The organism is Arthrobacter sp. zg-Y1143 (assembly GCF_030125565.1).
In the GTDB taxonomy this organism is placed as follows: domain Bacteria; phylum Actinomycetota; class Actinomycetes; order Actinomycetales; family Micrococcaceae; genus Arthrobacter_B.
The window spans coordinates 1-18,565 of sequence record NZ_JASKLW010000003.1 but is presented as its reverse complement, the minus strand read 5'-3'; the positions used below and the strand labels follow the sequence as shown (position 1 = coordinate 18,565).

The 18,565-nt window shown below is 66.7% G+C and carries 18 protein-coding genes and 1 tRNA gene; 12 read left to right on the top strand and 7 right to left on the bottom strand.

The window, feature by feature from the left end; genetic code table 11:
* Positions 1-3 precede the first annotated feature (3 nt).
* Both aroQ and QNN98_RS03665 read left to right on the top strand, forming a co-directional pair.
* Positions 4-465: a type II 3-dehydroquinate dehydratase gene (aroQ, locus tag QNN98_RS03670; protein ID WP_227912598.1), complete on the top strand. Its 462-nt coding sequence runs from the start codon at positions 4-6 to the stop codon at positions 463-465.
* Positions 458-1,447: a DUF2332 domain-containing protein gene (locus tag QNN98_RS03665; protein ID WP_283996302.1), complete on the top strand. Its 990-nt coding sequence runs from the start codon at positions 458-460 to the stop codon at positions 1,445-1,447. Before aroQ ends, QNN98_RS03665 begins: the two co-directional genes overlap by 8 nt.
* Before the next feature lie 69 nt (positions 1,448-1,516).
* Here the strand turns inward: QNN98_RS03665 and QNN98_RS03660 are convergent, their stop codons facing one another.
* Entirely contained in the window at positions 1,517-2,698 is a 1,182-nt protein-coding gene (locus QNN98_RS03660) for a MarP family serine protease (RefSeq protein WP_283996301.1), read from the bottom strand.
* 221 nt (positions 2,699-2,919) lie between these two features.
* On the opposite strand from QNN98_RS03660, the gene QNN98_RS03655 reads away from it, so the two are divergent.
* The gene (locus QNN98_RS03655; protein WP_146360700.1) at positions 2,920-3,597 is read left to right on the top strand and encodes a Crp/Fnr family transcriptional regulator; all 678 of its coding nucleotides are present in this window, start codon (positions 2,920-2,922) and stop codon (positions 3,595-3,597) included.
* Positions 3,598-3,684: 87 nt separating this feature from the next.
* Here the strand turns inward: QNN98_RS03655 and QNN98_RS03650 are convergent, their stop codons facing one another.
* From QNN98_RS03650 to sp36, 3 genes are read right to left on the bottom strand one after another with little or no spacing between them, the layout of a single operon-like run.
* Entirely contained in the window at positions 3,685-4,596 is a 912-nt protein-coding gene (locus QNN98_RS03650; protein WP_283996300.1) for an NUDIX hydrolase, read from the bottom strand.
* Positions 4,589-5,071, bottom strand: coding sequence for a RidA family protein (locus QNN98_RS03645; RefSeq protein WP_227912594.1), 483 nt, complete (start codon positions 5,069-5,071; stop codon positions 4,589-4,591). The genes QNN98_RS03650 and QNN98_RS03645 overlap by 8 nt, the downstream gene beginning before the upstream one ends.
* Positions 5,068-5,226 carry a Sp36 family protein gene (gene sp36 / locus QNN98_RS03640; RefSeq protein WP_227912593.1) on the bottom strand — a complete coding sequence of 53 codons (159 nt, stop codon included), beginning with the start codon at positions 5,224-5,226 and terminating at the stop codon, positions 5,068-5,070. The genes QNN98_RS03645 and sp36 overlap by 4 nt, the downstream gene beginning before the upstream one ends.
* Positions 5,227-5,261: 35 nt before the next feature.
* On the opposite strand from sp36, the gene QNN98_RS03635 reads away from it, so the two are divergent.
* The 3 genes from QNN98_RS03635 to QNN98_RS03625 all read left to right on the top strand — a co-directional run bounded on the left by QNN98_RS03635 (position 5,262) and on the right by QNN98_RS03625 (position 8,774).
* Positions 5,262-7,613 (top strand): transglycosylase domain-containing protein, encoded by a 2,352-nt coding sequence (locus QNN98_RS03635; protein ID WP_283996299.1) that lies wholly within the window; start codon positions 5,262-5,264, stop codon positions 7,611-7,613.
* Positions 7,613-8,569, top strand: coding sequence for a metallophosphoesterase (locus tag QNN98_RS03630; protein WP_227912591.1), 957 nt, complete (start codon positions 7,613-7,615; stop codon positions 8,567-8,569). Before QNN98_RS03635 ends, QNN98_RS03630 begins: the two co-directional genes overlap by 1 nt.
* Positions 8,570-8,697: 128 nt before the next feature.
* Positions 8,698-8,774 (top strand) — tRNA-Pro (locus QNN98_RS03625).
* A 131-nt stretch (positions 8,775-8,905) separates the two neighbouring features.
* Here the strand turns inward: QNN98_RS03625 and QNN98_RS03620 are convergent.
* Both QNN98_RS03620 and purD read right to left on the bottom strand, forming a co-directional pair.
* Positions 8,906-9,814 carry a phosphoribosylaminoimidazolesuccinocarboxamide synthase gene (locus tag QNN98_RS03620; RefSeq protein WP_227912590.1) on the bottom strand — a complete coding sequence of 303 codons (909 nt, stop codon included), beginning with the start codon at positions 9,812-9,814 and terminating at the stop codon, positions 8,906-8,908.
* Positions 9,811-11,133, bottom strand: coding sequence for a phosphoribosylamine--glycine ligase (purD, locus tag QNN98_RS03615; protein WP_283996298.1), 1,323 nt, complete (start codon positions 11,131-11,133; stop codon positions 9,811-9,813). The genes QNN98_RS03620 and purD overlap by 4 nt, the downstream gene beginning before the upstream one ends.
* A gap of 285 nt (positions 11,134-11,418) precedes the next feature.
* On the opposite strand from purD, the gene QNN98_RS03610 reads away from it, so the two are divergent.
* From QNN98_RS03610 to purM, 5 genes are all read left to right on the top strand, one after another.
* Positions 11,419-12,423 carry an asparaginase gene (locus QNN98_RS03610; RefSeq protein WP_227912588.1) on the top strand — a complete coding sequence of 335 codons (1,005 nt, stop codon included), beginning with the start codon at positions 11,419-11,421 and terminating at the stop codon, positions 12,421-12,423.
* Positions 12,424-12,425: 2 nt separating this feature from the next.
* Positions 12,426-12,791: a sterol carrier family protein gene (locus QNN98_RS03605; RefSeq protein ID WP_283996297.1), complete on the top strand. Its 366-nt coding sequence runs from the start codon at positions 12,426-12,428 to the stop codon at positions 12,789-12,791.
* A 120-nt stretch (positions 12,792-12,911) separates the two neighbouring features.
* Complete coding sequence (locus tag QNN98_RS03600) at positions 12,912-13,205, top strand: hypothetical protein (RefSeq protein WP_283996296.1); 294 nt, start codon at positions 12,912-12,914, stop codon at positions 13,203-13,205.
* Positions 13,206-13,274: 69 nt separating this feature from the next.
* Positions 13,275-14,840, top strand: a complete 1,566-nt coding sequence (gene purF / locus QNN98_RS03595) for an amidophosphoribosyltransferase (RefSeq protein ID WP_283996295.1) — start codon at positions 13,275-13,277, stop codon at positions 14,838-14,840.
* A complete protein-coding gene (purM, locus tag QNN98_RS03590) occupies positions 14,837-15,952 on the top strand; it encodes a phosphoribosylformylglycinamidine cyclo-ligase (RefSeq protein ID WP_283996294.1) in 1,116 nt (371 codons plus the stop codon). Before purF ends, purM begins: the two co-directional genes overlap by 4 nt.
* Positions 15,953-16,100: 148 nt before the next feature.
* Here purM and QNN98_RS03585 read toward each other — a convergent pair whose 3' ends face one another.
* Positions 16,101-16,334: a DUF3073 domain-containing protein gene (locus QNN98_RS03585; RefSeq protein WP_227912583.1), complete on the bottom strand. Its 234-nt coding sequence runs from the start codon at positions 16,332-16,334 to the stop codon at positions 16,101-16,103.
* A 276-nt stretch (positions 16,335-16,610) separates the two neighbouring features.
* Here QNN98_RS03585 and QNN98_RS03580 point away from each other — a divergent pair, with 276 nt between their 5' ends.
* Complete coding sequence (locus QNN98_RS03580) at positions 16,611-18,446, top strand: septum formation family protein (protein WP_283996293.1); 1,836 nt, start codon at positions 16,611-16,613, stop codon at positions 18,444-18,446.
* The last annotated feature ends 119 nt before the right edge of the window (positions 18,447-18,565 follow it).

The following is an 18,565-nucleotide window of genomic DNA, read 5'->3' as shown; positions in this document are numbered from 1 at the left end:
GCCATGACTACTGCCGGCACACGCAACATCCTGGTCCTCAACGGCCCCAACCTGAATCTCCTGGGCACCCGTGAACCTGGAATCTACGGGCACTCCACGCTGGCGGATGTGGAGGCTGCGGCCATGGCTGCAGCCTCCTCCCGCGGCTGGAGCGTGGACTGTGTGCAGTCCAACCATGAGGGCGACCTGATCGATGCCATCCACGCGGCACGGGGCACAGCTGCGGGCATCGTCATTAATCCCGCGGCCTACAGCCACACCTCGGTAGCCATCGCGGACGCCCTCTCCGCCGTGGAACTTCCCGTGGTGGAGGTACATCTCAGCAACATCCACCGTCGCGAGGAATTCCGGCACCACTCCTTCGTCTCCGCGGTAGCCTCCGTGGTGATCTGCGGCGCCGGTATCAGCGGCTACCGCATGGCTGTGGAGTACCTGGCGGAGTCGCTGGAGCCGGAGCGTGGCTGAGGCCCCGTCAACAGCGCAGCGGTATGCGCGCTTCGCCCGCTACGAGGCCCGCGGCGCCTCGGAAGTCTACGAGCAGTGGTGTGAGGAAATCAGCCGCGACGCCAAGGTGCTGGAGCTGATTGACGGGCTTCCCCGGGTCAAGCGCCAACCCAACCTCGTGCTGGCCGCTGCCCGCAGCCGGGGCGCGGAAGCCGGCCCTTACAACGGGTTCCGCGCTTTCCTGCTCCAGGACTGGGACGGTATCCGCGATGTGATCCTGCGGCGCAGCACGCAGACCAACGAGCCGCGCCGCTGCGCCGTCCTCCTGCCGTCGCTGGCACGGATCGCCCGGGACGAGGGACGCCCGCTGGCGTTGATCGAGGTTGGTGCGTCCGCGGGTTTGTGCCTGTATCCGGACCGATACGCCTACCGGTACGACGACGGCGCCGTCATCAACGGTCAGGGCCGGGACAACTGGGTACTGGCGTGCCGGACCACCGGCAATCCCCCGCTGCCGTCGTCGGTGCCGAACATCATTCACCGGTCCGGAGTGGACCTTAATCCCCTGGACCCGGCCGATCCGGCCGACCTCGCTTGGCTGGACGCCCTGATCTGGCCGGGCATGGATGAACGCCGCCGGCTGCTGGGGGTTGCGGCCGAAGCAGCGGCACACTCCCCTGCCCGGATTGTGCGCGGCGACTTGAATGCCGAGATTGCCGGACTGATTGAGGCTGCGCCGGCCGAGGCCGCCGTCGTTGTTTTCCACACAGCGGTCCTGGCCTACCTGCCGGAGGGCGACCGGGAAATTTTCCGCGACACCATTTTCAGCTGCCTCGGCGTTCCCGGCCGGCCGGTGCACTGGCTCTCCAATGAGGGCCTGGGCGTGATGCCGGGACTTTCCGTTCCGCCCGGTTCCGCGGATCCGGGTTTGTTTGTGCTGCACCACAACGGCACGCCGGTGGCGCGGACCGGCCCGCACGGCCAGTCCCTGGACTGGCTGTGACCGGCACGGCCGGAGGGCGCGGTTAGCCTGCGGCTCCGTTATGCGCGTGGCGTTCGGTTGGGGCCGCCGCTACTTGGCGGTGCAGGACCCGGCGGAAACGGCCTTGCTGAAGCCGGGGGCGTCCTCAATGACCGGGCCCACCTCGGCAAGGGACAAGGCATAGCCGATGGGCTGGTCCCCGGTGGTTTTGGCGAAAATGACTCCCGCCACCTGCCCGTCAATGTCCAGCAGCGGTCCGCCGGAATTGCCCTGCTGGACGTTCGCTGCCAGCGTGTAGACCTCCAGCACCTCCGGTGAGGTGCCGTAGATGTCACGCACGGCTACCTCGGAAAGCCCTTCGACACTCGCTGCCTGGAGCCGGAAGGGCCCGCCGGCGGGGTAACCGGCGAAGGCGGCCGTAGTGCCGTCCGGCAGCGGGGCGCCTACCGGGATGGGCGCCGCGTCCAAGTCATCCACGGCGAGCACGGCGAGGTCGCGGGCCGCGTCGAAGTACACCACCTTGGCCGGCAGGACGGACCCGTCGGGAACCTCCACTACCGGCTCGTTGACGCCGGCCACCACGTGGGCATTGGTGACCACCCGGTCATCCGCCACCACAAACCCGGATCCCGTCTGGTTCTGTCCGCACTGGTAGGCCGTGCCTGTGATCTTCAGCACGGAAGCCGAAGCCTTTTCCAGTGCTGCCGAGCTGACTTCCGCGCTGGGCGGCACCGCCGTTTGCGGCGCCGCACTGTCCAGAATGGTCGGCAATCCCTCGGAGACCGTAAAGGAACGGATCTGCGCACTCCACGTCTTGACCTGTTCAGGAGTGCCGTCATCAATCGCATTGAGCACCTTGGACCCGGCAATCTGCTGGGATAGGTACGGCACGCCAAGCGTCGTGACGCTGAAGGCCAGCATGGCCATCACCAGGGCCGCAACAACCAGGTTCGCGGCCCCGCCAAGCAGCCGGTCCAGGACCCGAAGAGGCGGGAAATTCAGCCACCGCCGGATCATTCCGCCCAGCGCCGCACCAGCCGCATGCCCTATCAGGACAAGGATTACGGCGGTGGCGATCACCACTGTCAGCCGCCAGCCGTTGTCCGGCACCCATCCCGCTACGAGGGGGATGGCGAAGAACGCGGCCACGGCGCCGGCAACGAATCCGACGATTCCTCCCAGGGTCACCACCAGCCCGTTGCGCAGCCCTGCCACCAGGTAAAAAAGCAGGACAAGGAGCAGGACGATGTCCAGAAGTGTCAGTCCGAGCACTAAAAGCTCCAAAAGGGGGTTCGGGCGGCTCGACGGGGGTTGGCCGCTGCGTTTGACGAGTTTATCCGTACAACCTGAAGAACCCGTTACCGCTTCTTCGGAGCCGTGCGTGGGCCTGCTCTCTTTTTCTCATCCATAGGCGAACAAACGTGCTTCAGGTGTCACTGGCGCGTGACGTGCGGCAAGATAATAGGTAGAGAACACTATTTACAGGAGATTTCATGGATATCGAGGTACTGCGCCGCGCGCCGTTGTTCGCCTCTCTGGGAGACGACGTATTCGCCGCTCTGACCGAAGAGCTCACTGAGGTCGACCTTTCCCGCGGGGCCTCCGTTTTCCGCGAGGGCGATCAGGGCGACCAGCTCTATTTCATCGTCTCCGGAAAAATCAAGCTGGGCCGTTCAGCCCCCGACGGGCGGGAGAACCTGCTGGCTATCCTCGGCCCGGGTGAGCTGTTCGGGGAGATGGCACTGTTTGATCCCTCCCCGCGCAACGCCACGGCAACTGCCGTCTCGGAGACCCGGCTTGCCGGTCTTCGGCACGAGAACCTGCGGGCATTGATCGAGACCCGCCCCGAGGTTTCCGTCCAGTTGCTCCAGGCCCTGGCACGCCGCCTGCGCCGCACCAACGAGTCGCTGGCCGACCTCGTTTTCTCCGACGTTCCGGGCCGTGTGGCCAAGGCGCTGCTGGATCTGGCGGACCGCTTCGGCCGTCCGGCCACGGACGGCATCCTGGTAGCCCACGAGCTGACGCAGGAAGAACTGGCCCAGCTGGTTGGCGCCTCGCGTGAAACCGTGAACAAGGCCTTGGCTGAGTTCGTCCAGCGCGGCTGGCTGCGCCTGGAAGCACGCGCAGTGGTCATCTTGGACGTCCAGCGGCTGCGGCAGCGTTCGCGCTAGGCAGTTGTAGACGCCCTAAAACGCAGGAGATACAGGAACGGCGCCGGACCCCTATGGGGGCCGGCGCCGTTGCTGTATTCGGCAGCATCAACGTCCGTGCGCAGAAGATCCTTCAGCGGCGCCGCCGGGATTTACGGCCAGGCGCGGTTCGCCGTCCACTTCCACCAGTTCCGGCCGGTAGACCGCAGCGGGCCGCCTGCTGGACAGGTAGGCGATGCAGCCGCGTGCCGAACCGACCTTTTCAAGGGTGATTTCGACGGCGGGAACCACCAGTTCGCCAAGGGTCAACCCCTGCGTATCCGGACGCCCGATTTCGTCGCCCAGGGCAGTGGTGTCGCGTGCGGCGACCACGTCGGCAGCAGCTTTCCACCCGGCCCATACGCCCTTGCCCTCCAGCAGTGTGGCGTCCTGGCCAACCGGAGCAATGGCGGCGAAGTAGCGGGTGTCGAAACGGCGCAGGGCAAAGTCTGCGCTGTGCCAGTTGGAGAGCGGACGCAGCAGGTCCGTCCGCAGCCCAAGGCCCCGCTTGCCGAGCAGTTCCAGGAAAGAGGCATCCTGGGCGGCGATGGCGGTGCGGGCCGCCATCCACTCCGGGCCGCGGTTGCTTTCCAGCAGGGTGGCTTCATCCGGGCCGGCCAGCAGGACTCCGGTTTCCTCAAACAGTTCCCGGATGGCCGCTACTACGTGCCGGCGGGCCAGCCGGGAATCGTCGATCCCCATCGACTTGGCCCAGGCGGCGGGCGCAGGCCCGAACCAGGTGGCATGCGCGTCGTCGTTCTCTTCCACGCTGCCGCCCGGGAAGGCGACCTTGCCCAGCGGGGACTCGCCCCGCCGGTAGGAGAGGTACGTTTCAGTACCGCGCGGGGAATCCCGCAGCAGCACCACCGAGGAGGCCAGGCGCGGTTTGCGCGGCGTCCGGTCGGAGCGTTCGAACCAGCTTTGGGCCGCTACCCGCTGATCGGGCGCGACCGGGAAGAGCCGGATAGTCGAGTTAGGCAAATTCCACGATCATTTCTACTTCGACGGGCGCATCCAGCGGCAGGACGGCAACGCCGACGGCGGAGCGCGCGTGGGTTCCGGCCGCACCGAATACCTTCCCCAGAAGCTCCGAAGCGCCGTTCACAACGGCTGGCTGGCCGGTGAAGGAAGGGTCCGAAGCAACATAACCGACAACTTTCACGACGCGGCTGATGCGGTCAAGATCACCGATCTGCGCCTTTACCGCCGCCAGTGCGTTGATGGCACAGATCGCTGCGTACGACGCGGCGTCCGCCGGATCCACCTCTGCACCCACCTTGCCGGTTGCCGGAAGCGTCCCGTCCACGAACGGCAGCTGGCCGGACGTATGGACGAGGCTGCCGGTGATTACCGCCGGGACATAGGCAGCCACCGGAGCTGCGACATCGGGAAGGGTCAGGCCCAGCTCCCTCAGCCGGATCTCAACGGCCGATACTGCACCGGCAGCGGCGCTCACTGGCCTTTTTCGCGTTTCATATAGGCAACGGAACCCGTGCCGTTGGGCGCGGCGGCAATCTGCACCAGCTCCCATCCTTCGTCCCCGTGCATATTCAGGACCTGCCCGGGCGTGTGAAGCGGAAGTGGTGTAATGAAGTATTCCCATTTGGTCATAAGGGAAAGCGTAACGTGCTTGTAGACTGTCTCGCATGGCAGCACGCAAATCACCGTTCTTCGACACGGCGACCACACTCGGAAAGCTCGTCGCGTTCTTCGGCATCAGTGCTCTTTGCGGAGTCCTGGCAGCCGGTCTCCTGGTTCCGGCGGCCGCGGCAGCCGGCACCGCCGCTTCCGGCTCCATTCAGTTCTTCGACCAGCTCCCCTCGGAGCTGCAGCGCGGAGCCCTGGCCACGCCGTCCAAGATCTATGCCAATGACGGCTCGCTCATCGCCACTCTCTATGACGAGAACCGCCAGCCGGTGACCCTGGACCAGGTCTCGCCGAACATGGTGAATGCTGTCCTGGCCATCGAGGATGACCGGTACTACGAGCACGGCGGCGTGGACCTGCAGGGCATCATCAGCGCACTGGTCTCCAATGTCACCAACGACACCACGCGCGGTGCCTCCACCATCACCCAGCAGTACGTAAACAACGTCATCATTGACACCAATCGGCAGAACGACAAAGAAGTCGTTTTCAGCGGCAACAAGGACTACGGCGACAAGCTGCGGGAAATGAAGCTGGCCATTGCGGTGGAGAAGGAGCTGAGCAAGGACGAAATCCTTGAGGGCTACTTCAATATTGTTCCCTTCAGCGGCACCACCTACGGCGTCCAGGCGGCGGCACGGTACTTCTTCAATGTTGACGCCAAGGACCTGACCATCCCGCAGGCCGCCCTGCTGGCCGGCGTCGTCAACGGCACCACGTACTACAGCCCGGAACAGAACCCGGAACGCTCCCTGGAGCGCCGCAACCTGGTGCTCGAGCGCATGCTGGAAACCGGCCGCATCACGCAGGAAGAACACGACGCAGCCGTAGCCACCGGGCTGGACCTGAACGTGACCCCGGTCTCCAGCAACTGCGTGGGTGCTGCCCAGGCCCCTTATTTCTGTGACTACGTCACCCGGCTGATCACCAACGACCAGGCCTTCGGGGATACCCCCGAGGACCGCGAGAAGCTGCTTCAGCGCGGCGGCCTGGAGATCAAGACCACCCTGAACGCCACGTTCCAGAACGCGGCGCAGACTGCCATTAACGAGACTGCCAACCCGGATTCCACCGACGCCGAGATCGGCCATTCCATGGTGAGCGTGGAGCCGGGGACGGGCAAGATCCTGGTCATGGCGCAGAACACCCGGTACACGCCCGAACTTGCGCCCGGCAACTCGGTCCAGAACTTCAATGTGGACGTCTACCAGGACGGCGACAAGTCCAAGTACCTCAACGGCCTGGGCGGTTTCCAGCCCGGGTCGACGTACAAGCCCTTCACCGTTGCTGCGTGGCTTGATTCGGGCAGGACCCTGAACACCACCCTGAACGGCTCCAAGCGGACCTACCCCGTGGGAACCCGCTGGAACGCCAGCTGCTACGAGGGCGGGGCCTACGTCAGTACGGACCCGTGGACCCCCATCAACTACGGCGACAAGAACTACAAGACCACCACTGTGCTGGACGGTCTCGCCAACTCGTACAACACCATCACGCTGGCCGAGGCCCGCGAGATCGACCTGTGCAAGTACCAGCAGATGGCCTTTGCCGCCGGCGTCCACAACGGCAAGGGTGAGGAAGGCAAAGAAGAGATGCTCTCCGTGGACCCGCCGTCGACCTTCGGCGGCGGCGGCGACGCCTCGCCGCTGTCCATGGCCACCGGTTTTGCGACGTTCGCTGCCGAGGGTCTTATGTGCAAGCCAATCGCCCTTGAATCGGTGACCGGCGCCGACGGCACCGAGTACCCGGTGCCGGAGCAGTCCTGCTCGCAGGTAATGCGCAAGGAAGTTGCCCAGGGCGTCAACGTGGCCACCCAGCGGGTTATGACCAACGGCTCGGGCCTGAACCTCCAGGTAGGCGTCCCCACGGCCGGCAAGACCGGTACCAACGACTACCGTTCGCAGACCTGGTTCATGGGCTACAGCACCGGCATGGCAACCGCGTCATGGATCGGCAACTGGAAAGCCAACAACACCACCATGTCGGACAAGCTGATCGGCGGCCGGGTCTATCCCGAAATTGACGGTTCGTTGATTGCCGGCCCGTCGTGGAAGAACTTCATCCAGCGCATTGCCGGACAGTACACGGCGAATCCGTTCACCGCTCCGCCTGCCAGCATCATGGGCGGCGGGCAGCCGAAGGCAACGGTCCCGGCTCCTCCGGCAGCCCCCGCGGCTGACAAGGACACGCCCGCTGCTCCTGCACCTGCTGCTCCTGCTCCCGGGGGTGACGGCACCGGCAACAACGGTGGTGGAAACGGTGGTGGAAACGACGGCGGCAACAACGGCAACGGCAACGGCAACGGTGGCAACCCGGGCGGCGGTGGCGGCGGCGCCGGAGGGAACGGTTAGTGTCCGCTTTTCCCCTCGCGTCAACGGCACGGAAAGCGGCTTGGCTGGCCGGGGGCGTCGCTGCGAGCGGCGCCTCTGCGCTGGCCTACGGCTGCTTTATTGAACGCAACCTCTTCAGCGTCCGGGAGGAGACCGTCAGGGTCCTTCCGGCTGGAAGTGCGCCCTTGCGGGTCCTGCACCTTTCCGACATCCACTTTGTTCCCGGCCAGGACCGCAAGGTCCGCTGGCTGCAGGGGCTGGCGGACCTGGAGCCGGACCTGGTGGTGAACACCGGTGACAACCTCAGCCATCTTCAGGCGGTGCCTCCGGTGCTGGAGGCGCTCAAACCGGTGATGCGGTTCCCGGGAGTGTTTGTGCCGGGGTCAAACGACTACTACGCGCCCGTGCTGAAAAACCCGTTCACCTATTTCACCGGGCCGTCCAAGCACAAGCGGACCCCGGACGAACTTCCGTTCGGCTCCCTCTTCGGGGCGTTCCGCGAAGCCGGCTGGCGGGACCTCACCAATACCGGCACCGTTATGGACCTGGCCGGTCTGCGCCTGAACTTCTCCGGTGTGGACGACCCGCACCTCAAACGCGACCGGTACCAGGGCTTCCGTGACCTTGACGACGCCGACAGCACCGGCGGTACGGCGGTACCGGCACCCGAAGTAAAGATCGGCGTTGCCCACGCTCCGTACCAGCGGGTGCTCAACCAGTTCACCGGTGGTGGAGCCGACATTATCCTGGCCGGCCACACGCACGGCGGACAGGTGTGCATTCCCGGGTACGGCGCCCTCGTCAGCAACTGCGACCTGCCCACCTGGCAGGCCAAAGGCCTCACGTCGTGGGCCCACGGGGGACGCCGGGTTCCCCTGAATGTCTCCGCAGGCATCGGAACCTCCCGGTTCGCTCCGGTGCGGTTTGCCTGCCGCCCCGAAGCGGTCCTGCTAACCCTCACGGCCCGCGACTCCTGACCGGCGCAGGCCCGGAAAACCGGCCTCCGGCGGGGGCAGCGGAGGCCGGTTTCGCAGAATCGGGGTTTGTCTAGTATCCTTGTAAAGTTGCTTCGCGAGGTGGTCAAAGACCTTCGAAACAATGGTTACGGGGTGTGGCGCAGCTTGGTAGCGCGCGTCGTTCGGGACGACGAGGTCGCAGGTTCAAATCCTGTCACCCCGACCAGCAAGGCTCCGGTCAGAGAAATCTGACCGGAGCCTTTTGCGTTAAGCGGACACTTTTATGGGTGAGCGGGCTCTCTTGCCTTAGCGGCAGCTGCCGGCGCCCTGCGGCTGCCGGGCACCGGCCGGACGCTCCTACACGAACGCTTTGCCCGTCAGCCGCTCGTACGCCTCAACGTAGCGGGCGCGGGTGCGTTCCACGACGTCGTCCGGCAGCGCCGGGGGCGGGGTGTCCGATGCCTTGTCCCAGCCGGAGGCGGGCGAGGTAAGCCAGTCCCGCACATACTGCTTGTCGAAGGAGGGCTGTGCCTGTCCCGGGGCGTACAGGGCCGCGTCCCAGAACCGGGAGGAGTCCGGGGTCAGTACTTCATCGCCCAGGGTGACTGTCCCGGTTGCCGGATCCAGGCCAAACTCCACTTTGGTGTCGGCCAGGATGATGCCGCGTTCCCGGGCGATGGCCTCGGCCCGGGTATAGATGTCCAAGGTCAGCGACCTCAGCTGCTCCGCCGTCCCGGCACCCACTGTATCCACCACGGCCTCGTAGGTGATGTTCTCGTCGTGCTCGCCCTGTTCGGCCTTGGCGGACGGCGTGAAGACCGCCGGCGCAATCCGGGATCCGTCGACCAGTCCGCCCGGCAGCGGCAGCCCGCACACGGTCTGTGAAGCGCGGTACTCTGCCAAGCCTGAGCCGGTCAGGTAGCCGCGGGCAATGCATTCCACCGGGTACATGTCCAGCTTCCTGCAGATCATTGCCCGCCCGGCAACCGCCTCCGGGATGCCCTCGTCCGCGGACAGGACGTGGTTGGGCACCTCGGCCAGCTGCTCGAACCACCACAGGCTCAGCTGGGTCAGGATGCGGCCCTTGTCCGGGATAACGCTGGAGAGCACATGGTCATACGCGCTGATCCGGTCCGAGGCCACCACCAGGACCCGGCCGTCCCCGGTTTCCTCCGCCTCGCCGTCGGGCACATAGAGATCGCGGACCTTCCCGGAATAGACGTGCCGCCAGCCCGGCAGCTCGGGCGCCGAGCCCAGCCCGTTCATGCCCGGTCCCCTTCAATGGCTGCTTCCGGCCGGGCGCCGGCACTGCCCTCGGGCACCTGCACTTCCCCCCGCGCGGCCTTCAACGCAATGTCGGTGCGGTGCTGGGAGCCCTCCAGCTGGATGAGGTCCACTCCCGCGTAGGCACGCTCCCGTGCGGCGGCCAGGTCCTCCCCCAGTCCGACGACGGCGAGCACCCGGCCCCCGGCGCTGCGCACCTTGTCCTTCTTCAGCCGTGTCCCGGCGTGCAGCACGTGTACGCCGTCAAGCCGTTCGGCCTTCTTCAGGCCGCGCACCCGGTCACCGGTACGGGGCGCGTCCGGATAGTTTTCGGCGGCAACCACGACGGCGACGGCCGGGCGCGGGTCCCACTTGAGCTGTTCCATGGCGTCCAGTTCGCCCTTGGCTGCTGCCATCAGCAGTCCGCCCAGCGGTGTCTTCAGCCGGGCGAGCACGGCCTGCGTTTCCGGGTCCCCGAAGCGGGCGTTGAACTCGATGACCCGCACCCCGCGGGTGGTCAGCGCCAGGCCGCAGTACAGGACGCCCACAAAGGGGGTGCCGCGGGATGCCATTTCATCGATGGTGGGCTGGGCAACCCGGTGGACCACGTCATCGACGAGCCCGGCAGGTGCCCAGTCGAGCGGCGAATAGGCGCCCATGCCGCCGGTGTTGGGTCCGGCGTCGTCGTCGAACACGCGTTTGAAGTCCTGGGCGGGTGCCAGCGGCACCACGTGCCGGCCGTCCGAGAGGACAAAAAGGGACACTTCGGGACCGTCCAGGAACTCCTCGATGACCACGCTCCCGCCGGCGTCGAAGCAGGCCCGGGCATGTTCGAGTGCGGCATCCCGGTCCGCCGTCACCACCACGCCTTTGCCTGCGGCCAGCCCGTCATCCTTGACCACGAAGGGTGCGCCGAAGGTGTCAAGGGCATCCGCGGCTTCATCCGCCGTCTTGGCCACCCGGGCCATGGCGGTGGGGACGTTGGCCGCCGCCATGACCTGCTTCGCGAAGGCCTTGGATGCTTCCAGCTGCGCAGCGGCGCGGGAGGGGCCGAAGACCGCGACACCGGCCTCCCGCAGGGCGTCGGCCACCCCGGCGGCAAGCGGCGCCTCGGGGCCGATCACCACCAGGTCTGAGCCGAGGGAGAGCGCGAGCTCCGTCACGGCCTGCGGATCAGAAGCATCCACGGGGTGCACGGGAACCAGCTGCGCAATACCGGCGTTGCCGGGGGCTGCGTGGACCTCGCGGACATACGGGTCGGCTAAGAGGGATCGGACAAGGGCATGTTCGCGGCCGCCTGGGCCAACAACGAGTACCTTCACAGTAGTTCAGGGTACTTGCTGGCATCGGACCCCCGAAAGCAACTCCCCCACATGACGCGCCGGCCCCTGAGTCCACCTGCCTGCTACCTATTTGCGCTTCGCGGGTACCCGCATGCGTGGGCACCATTGCAGGTAGCCGGCACCCGTCCGATAGTGGAACTGCGGCAGGCGCCGCAGGCAGCGCACTCCGCGGACCGGCGGGGGGCAGCAAGATCGACGGCGGTGCCGGGGCCGTCATCGCCGGCTTGCCCCCCGCGGACTCCGCACCCGCTTAGACTGAATGGCATGCCTGCAACTTTTACCGCGTCCGACGCCGTTGAACTGGCCGTACTTGAGCGCAACGGTTTCATTGAATCCCGCCACATCGGCTCCGCCGTCGTAATGGCCGGCGACGGGACCGTAGTCACCGAACTCGGCGACATCACCTCCCCCATCTTTCCGCGCTCCACGCTGAAGCCGTTCCAGGCTGTGGCCGCCATGCAGGCCGGAGTCCCGTTGCGCGGTGCGCAGGTGGCACTGGCCGCGGCCAGCCACGTGGGCTCGCGCGAGCACATGGACGTGGTGCGCGGGATGCTGTCCGCGGCCGGCGTCACCGAAGGCCACCTGCAGTGTCCCGAGGACTGGCCGCAGGACACCGAGGCCCGCAACGAACTGATCCGGGAGGGCAAGGGGCCGCAGCGCCTGGCCTTCAACTGTTCGGGCAAGCACGCCGCGTTCCTGTGGGCCTGCACCGAGAACAACTGGGACCACGCCACCTACCTGGATCCCCGGCATCCACTGCAGCAGCGCATCGCCGAAGTGATCGAGGAATTCACCGGCGAGACCGTGCAGCACTGGGCCGTAGACGGCTGCGGCGCGCCGTTGGCCGCTGTGTCCCTGACCGGGCTCGCACGCGGCATCGGGCGGCTGGCCAAGGCTCCGTCCGGCAAACACGGCAACGCCCGTGCCGCTACCGTGGCCACCGCCATGCTGGACTACCCGTGGGCCGTCCACGGGCACGGCCGGGAGAACACCATTGTGATGGAAGACCTGGGCATCATCGCGAAGAACGGCGCCGAAGGCGTGCTGGTGCTGGGCACCGAGACGGGCGCCTCGGTGGCCCTGAAGATGCTTGACGGCAGCACCCGCGCCGCCTCGCTGGTGGGCCTGACGCTGCTCGCTGCCAGCGGCGCGGTGGATCCGCTGGCCGTGGAGAAGGTCCTGGCAAAAATCATGCAGCCGGTGCTGGGCGGCGGACGCCCGGTAGGCAGCCTCCGGCTGGGCGCACCCGTCACCGCACTGCTGGGCTAGCCGTGGCACGGCGCCGGATCACCGCCGAGGACGGACGGTCTGCCCTGCGGGCCGCCGCCGGCGGCGCAGCTGACCGCAGCACCACCGCCACTGCGGTGCGTTACGCCTTGGAGGAACTCGCTACCCGCGCACCGGGCAACAGCGTGGAGGTACGGGTTCCGCCGTTTGGCGTCACGCAGTGCGTGGCCGGGCCGCGGCATACCCGCGGCACACCGCCCAACGTCATCGAGACCGACGGCGCCACCTGGCTTGCGCTGGTCACGGGGCAGCAGACCTGGGCCGACGCCGTCGCGGCCGGGAAGGTCGCAGCATCCGGGCTGCGCGCCGACCTTGCGGACGTGCTTCCGCTGTTCCCGGCCAGCCGCTAGGCGCGCAGCCGGACCGCCCGCAGCCCAGCCGGGTCCTTCCGTCCGGCGCCGGGCTGTTCAGCGCCGGGTTGTTCAGCGCCGGGAACGCGGCCGGGCGTTTACGGCCGGTAGAATCGAAGCATGCAGCACACCCCCGAGCGCCGCGAGATCACGGTCCGCCGCGCCCCCCGCTTTGTCCCCTTTATGGCACTGGGAGTGATCGCCGGATTCATTGCCGCCATTGTTCTCGCCTACGGCGGCCCGGAGGATCCCGAGTTCACCCGCTCCGCAACGCTGGGCTTCTTCACCATGATGTTCGCTATGCCGGGCCTGGCGCTGGGCGCCCTGCTGGCCCTGCTGCTGGACTGGCTCAGTGTGCGCAAGAGCCGCCGCGCCATGGTGGAGGGACTGGATTCCGGCGAACCGGAGAGCTAACGAACAGCGGCATGCGTAACGTTGCCGCACACGGACGTGACGCATCTTTCAGCGTGAGACAATGCTCTCATGGCACGCGGAGACGGACAGCTTTCCCATGATCTACTGCCCGGCGAAAAAGGCCCACAGGATGCCTGTGGAGTCTTTGGCGTCTGGGCCCCCGGCGAAGAGGTAGCAAAGCTTACCTATTACGGGTTATACGCATTGCAGCACCGGGGGCAGGAATCGGCGGGCATCGCCACAAGCGACGGCAACCGCATCAGCGTCTACAAGGACATGGGCCTGGTCTCCCAGGTCTTTGACGAAACCACGCTCAACACCCTCGTGGGGCATATCGCCGTCGGGCACTGCCGGTATTCCACCACCGGCGCGTCGCACTGGGCCAACGCCCAGCCCACCCTGGGCGCCACCGCCGCCGGCACCGTAGCCCTGGCGCACAACGGCAACCTGACCAACTCCGCTGAACTGTATGAACTGATCCTCGAACGCGAGGGCCGGCCCCGTTCCGGGGAAATAGCCCAGGGAAACACCTCAGACACCGCTTTGGTCACCGCCCTGCTCAACGGCAGCGACGGCCGCTCCCTCGAAGACACGGCCATGGAACTGCTGCCCAAACTGCGGGGCGCGTTCTCCTTCGTGTTTATGGACGAAGGCACGTTGTACGCGGCACGCGACACCTACGGGGTTCGCCCCCTGGTCCTCGGCCGGCTGGAACGCGGCTGGGTGGTGGCTTCGGAAGGTTCCGCACTGGCCACCGTAGGCGCCAGCTTCATCCGGGAAATCAAGCCCGGTGAATTCATAGCCATCGACGATAACGGCGTCCGCAGCCGGACTTTCGGGCAGCCGACGCCGGCCGGCTGCGTCTTTGAATACGTTTATCTGGCCCGTCCGGACGCCACCATCGCCGGACGCTCCGTCTACGAATCCCGTGTTGAGATGGGCCGCCAGCTGGCCCGGGAACACCCGGTGGAAGCAGACATCGTGATCCCGGTGCCCGAGTCGGGCACACCCGCCGCCGTGGGATACGCCGAGGAATCGGGCATCCCCTTCGCCCACGGCTTCGTCAAGAATTCCTACGTGGGGCGGACCTTCATCCAGCCCAGCCAGACCCTGCGCCAGCTGGGCATCAAGCTCAAGCTCAATGCCCTGGAATCAGTGATCCGCGGCAAGCGCGTGGTGGTGGTGGACGACTCGATTGTGCGCGGCAACACCCAGCGAGCCATTGTTCGGATGCTGCACGAAGCCGGCGCCGTGGAAGTCCACGTCAAAATCTCCTCACCGCCGGTAAAGTGGCCGTGTTTCTACGGCATCGATTTCGCATCCCGCGCCGAGCTCATCGCCAATGGAGCCGCCGTGGAGGAAATCCGGGCGTCCATCGGTGCGGACAGCTTGGCCTACATCTCCGAAGACGGCATGATCGGGGCGACCCGCCAGCCGCGGGAACGCCTGTGCACGGCCTGCTTCACCGGCGTTTACCCCATCGAGCTGCCCTCCGCGGACCGGCTGGGCAAGAACCTCCTGGAAGCGGACGCCGGGAACCCTGCGGAGAGCAGCGGGGCCAACGGCTGCGACCCCGGCCCGGACAGCGAATACGAGAACCTGCTCAACGATTCCGAAAAGAAAGAGGCCGTATGAACGCGCCCAACACCTCCATCACCTACGCCTCCGCAGGGGTGGACGTTGAAGCCGGCGACAAAGCCGTTGAACTGATGAAGGCTGCGGTGAAGGCCACACACAATTCCTCGGTCCTCGGCGGGGTTGGCGGTTTCGCCGGGCTCTATGACGCGTCCAAACTGCTGTCGTACACCAAGCCGCTGCTGGCAACGTCCACGGACGGCGTGGGAACCAAGGTGGCCATTGCCCAGGCTCTGGACATCCACGACACCATCGGCTTCGACCTGGTGGGCATGGTGGTGGACGACATCGTCGTGGTTGGCGCCGAGCCGCTCTTTATGACGGACTACATCGCCTGCGGCAAGGTGGTGCCGGAGCGGATCGCCGGCATTGTCCGCGGTATTGCCGCCGCCTGCGAGGTGGCCGGCACAGCCCTGGTGGGCGGGGAAACCGCCGAACATCCAGGGCTGCTGGGCGAAAACGAGTACGACGTCGCCGGTGCGGCTACCGGTGTTGTCGAAGCGGACCGGCTGCTGGGCCCGGACCGGGTGCGCCGCGGCGACGTGGTGATCGGGATGGCTTCTTCCGGAATCCACTCCAACGGCTATTCCCTGGTCCGCCGCGTGATCAACCACGCCGGCTGGCAGTTGGAACGCCAGGTCTCGGAACTGGGCCGGACGCTGGGCGAAGAACTGCTCGAGCCTACCCGCGTCTACGCGGCAGACTGCCTGGATCTGGCCCGGTACGACGCAGCCGGTGTGCACGGCTTCAGTCACGTCACCGGCGGCGGACTGGCCGCCAATCTGGCCCGGGTCCTGCCCAAGGGACTGCAGGCCACAGTGGACCGCTCCACCTGGGAACTCCCGCCGGTGTTCAAGCTCATTGCCGAACTGGGCAACGTGCCCCAGCCGGACCTGGAACGCACCCTGAACCTGGGCGTGGGCATGGTGGCGATTGTGGACGCTGGCGGCGCCGATGCCGCACTGCGGCGGCTGGCTGCATTGGGAGTGTCCGCCTGGGTGATGGGCAGCGTGGGCGACGCCCAGGCGCCGGACGGCCCCGACGTCGACTTCGTCCAGGGCGCCAAGGGCGTGGACGGCGGAGCGGTGCGGCTGGTCGGCAGCTACGCCTGACGAGACAGCAAGGCGGCCCCGGACCGCCCGGTCCGGGGCCGTTCTGCGTCCGGCCGCCCGGCAAGCGCGGCGTTAACGCCAATCAGCGGACCCACCAGAAGGTGGTCCGCTGAAAGGATGGCAATTGGCCAACGTATTGAGGCTGCCGCTAGCCTGCGCGGCGATTGCCCTCATCATCGTCATCGTCGCCAAATTGATCCGCGTACTTATCCTCGTACGCCGAGTAGTCCGGCTCAGCCGGCTCCTCGGGATATCGACTGGATGGACGGCTCGTCGGTCCAGAAAGCTCACGCTGGAGCGCCGAGTAGTCCGTGGCAGGGGTGAAGTACTTCATCTCCCGTGCCTGCTTGGTTGCTTTTGCCTTTTGACGGCCGCGCCCCATGGCGTGACCCCCTTTTTGCGTCGATCCGGAGGCGGGTCGTTCGGGCAGATGAACGAGGCCTCGGAATATTTGGTCAATTTGTCGTAAGTACAGATTACATGTTTTCCCGCCGCCTTGTGCCCCCTGCAGTTCCGTCCGGGCTGCCCCGGGAGCACATCAGGCCGGCCTCCCCTGCACCTGCCCCTGCGCCGCCCCCCGAATATTGGCTAAAGTCAGGGGTAGATACAGTTTTGGGGCGCATCACAGCGCCACCTACAGGGAGGACCACCGTTCACCATGAGCGATCAGAAAAATACACCGGGGGCGGACTCTCCGCTACCGGAGGAGGCAGGAAACCCCACTGCCTTCCCCGATCTGAGCGCGCATTCGGACTCCCCTGCCTGGCTATCCGCCGACGGAAGCCACGACACAGGCCTGTGGGAGCGCACTTTCGCCGACAGCAGCGGTGCTGCCCGCACGGGCGCGCAGTCGGCCGAACCAGCCGACGCCGATGCCGATGAGACGCCGGGGAAAGCCGATGAGGCACCGGGAAAAAAGACTGCCGTTGCAACGGCTGTGGGTGCCGTCCTCTCCCGCCTGGCGGACAGGGCAACACGAGCAGGGAAGGGCGCCGACAGTTCAGAGGCGGTTGCCGGTACCGGGTCCCCCGAGTCCGCAGAACGTGCAGAACGTGCAGAACGTGCAGACGATGACACTGTGCCCGCAGAGGCTGCAGACGATGACACTGTGACTGCAGAAGGTGACGCTGTAGCCGCGGAATCCGCACCCGAGCATGACGCCGTGCATGCGGAGGGCGCTGATGCTGACTCCCAGTCAACCGAAAGCGCCGGCGACAACCCGTCCGCCGAAAGTTCCGGCGTCGAAAGCACCGCGGACGAACCCGGGGACATGGAGGACGACGTGGAACTGCCGCCGGAACCGGTGGTAGTGGCCCCCGAGGAGCTGGAGCTGGAAGAGCCGTCCCTGGCCGAACCGGCACTGAGCAGTGACGCGGTGGAGGCCGCCGAGCTTGAGGACGTGGCTTCCGAAACAGCCGCCGTGGAAGCCAATGCCGCCGAAGCGGGCCGGCTTTCCGGTCTCGAGCCCGCTCCTGCCGGCGCAGAGATTCGGGTTGACCCCGCAGCTGAAGAAGCAGCCGAAACGGACCCCGAAGCCCCCGACGCGGCGCAGGCAGGACCGGGCTCGCCGGAGACCGGACGCGAAGAACCCGCGGCCGAAGAAGCCGTAGTTGAAGAACCCGCAGCTGAAGAAGCTGCGGTCGAAGAACCCGCGACTGAGGACACCGAGGAAGGGGCTGGGAATGCGCCGTCCGAAGCCCCGTCCGACGCCCGGTCCGACGCCGGGCCGGAGGATGCACCCGGCCTGCTGCACGGAATCAATGCAGCGGCGCCCGTGACGGATGCCTTGCCGGCGCAGGACAAGGCTGAAGCCGAAGACACACCCGAGCCGGAGCCAACAACGGCTTCGGTTCCGACCGGCGATACCCGCCGTTCCCGCCGTCTGGCGGAAAGCCAGGCTGCTGCCGCTGCCGTCGGCGCCGCACGGAAGCCTAAAGCAGACGCCACGGGACAGACGCCGGCAGTTGAGGAGCCGGGTGCCCCGGCACCGGCCCCCGCAACCGCAGCAGGTCCGGCCAAGGGCGCAGGCAGACGCAACACCAAGCTCCTGCTGGTGATCGGCGGCGTAGTCCTGGCCGCCGTCGTTGCCATCCTCCTGGTGGTCTTCGTCTTTAACGGCAAGGGCGAAGGGGTGGTCAGCGAAAACGTCAGCCCCGTGGACCTGGAAGCCGGCGCCTGCCTGCAGGACTGGGAGGACGTGAACTCCACTGCCGACGTCGTCACCTGCGAGACTCCGCACGACGCCCAGCTGGTGGCATCGGAGCGGTTCGAGGGCAGCGACGACTTCCCCGGCACAGCCGCCCTGGAAGACCGGGTCAACGAGGTGTGCGCCGCCGTGGACTACGCCGATAGCGCCTCGTCCTACCCGGATCTCAAGGTCGCCAAGTCCATCCCCACGGAGCAGACCTGGTCCAACGGAGACCGCCGGCTGGACTGCTTTGTATTCAGCCCCGAGGGCCAGGAACTGACGGAGTCCCTGCTCCGGACCAACTAACCGGCAGCAACAAACAAACAAACAAACAAACGGCGTGGGGGGGGGGGGGGGGGGGGCCCCCCCCCGGGGGGGGGGGGGGGGGGGTTTTGGTTGGGGGGGCGGGGGGCGGGGGCGGGGGG

Bases quoted from the DNA above. Each gene is read 5' to 3' on its own strand.
- aroQ (WP_227912598.1), top strand. From the start codon at position 4: ATGACTACTGCCGGCACACGCAACATCCTGGTCCTCAACGGCCCCAAC.
- QNN98_RS03655 (WP_146360700.1), top strand. From the start codon at position 2,920: ATGGATATCGAGGTACTGCGCCGCGCGCCGTTGTTCGCCTCTCTGGGA.
- sp36 (WP_227912593.1), bottom strand. From the start codon at position 5,226: ATGACCAAATGGGAATACTTCATTACACCACTTCCGCTTCACACGCCC.
- QNN98_RS03635 (WP_283996299.1), top strand. From the start codon at position 5,262: ATGGCAGCACGCAAATCACCGTTCTTCGACACGGCGACCACACTCGGA.
- QNN98_RS03620 (WP_227912590.1), bottom strand. From the start codon at position 9,814: ATGAACGGGCTGGGCTCGGCGCCCGAGCTGCCGGGCTGGCGGCACGTC.
- QNN98_RS03610 (WP_227912588.1), top strand. From the start codon at position 11,419: ATGCCTGCAACTTTTACCGCGTCCGACGCCGTTGAACTGGCCGTACTT.
- QNN98_RS03600 (WP_283996296.1), top strand. From the start codon at position 12,912: ATGCAGCACACCCCCGAGCGCCGCGAGATCACGGTCCGCCGCGCCCCC.
- purF (WP_283996295.1), top strand. From the start codon at position 13,275: ATGGCACGCGGAGACGGACAGCTTTCCCATGATCTACTGCCCGGCGAA.
- purM (WP_283996294.1), top strand. From the start codon at position 14,837: ATGAACGCGCCCAACACCTCCATCACCTACGCCTCCGCAGGGGTGGAC.
- QNN98_RS03585 (WP_227912583.1), bottom strand. From the start codon at position 16,334: ATGGGGCGCGGCCGTCAAAAGGCAAAAGCAACCAAGCAGGCACGGGAG.
- QNN98_RS03580 (WP_283996293.1), top strand. From the start codon at position 16,611: ATGAGCGATCAGAAAAATACACCGGGGGCGGACTCTCCGCTACCGGAG.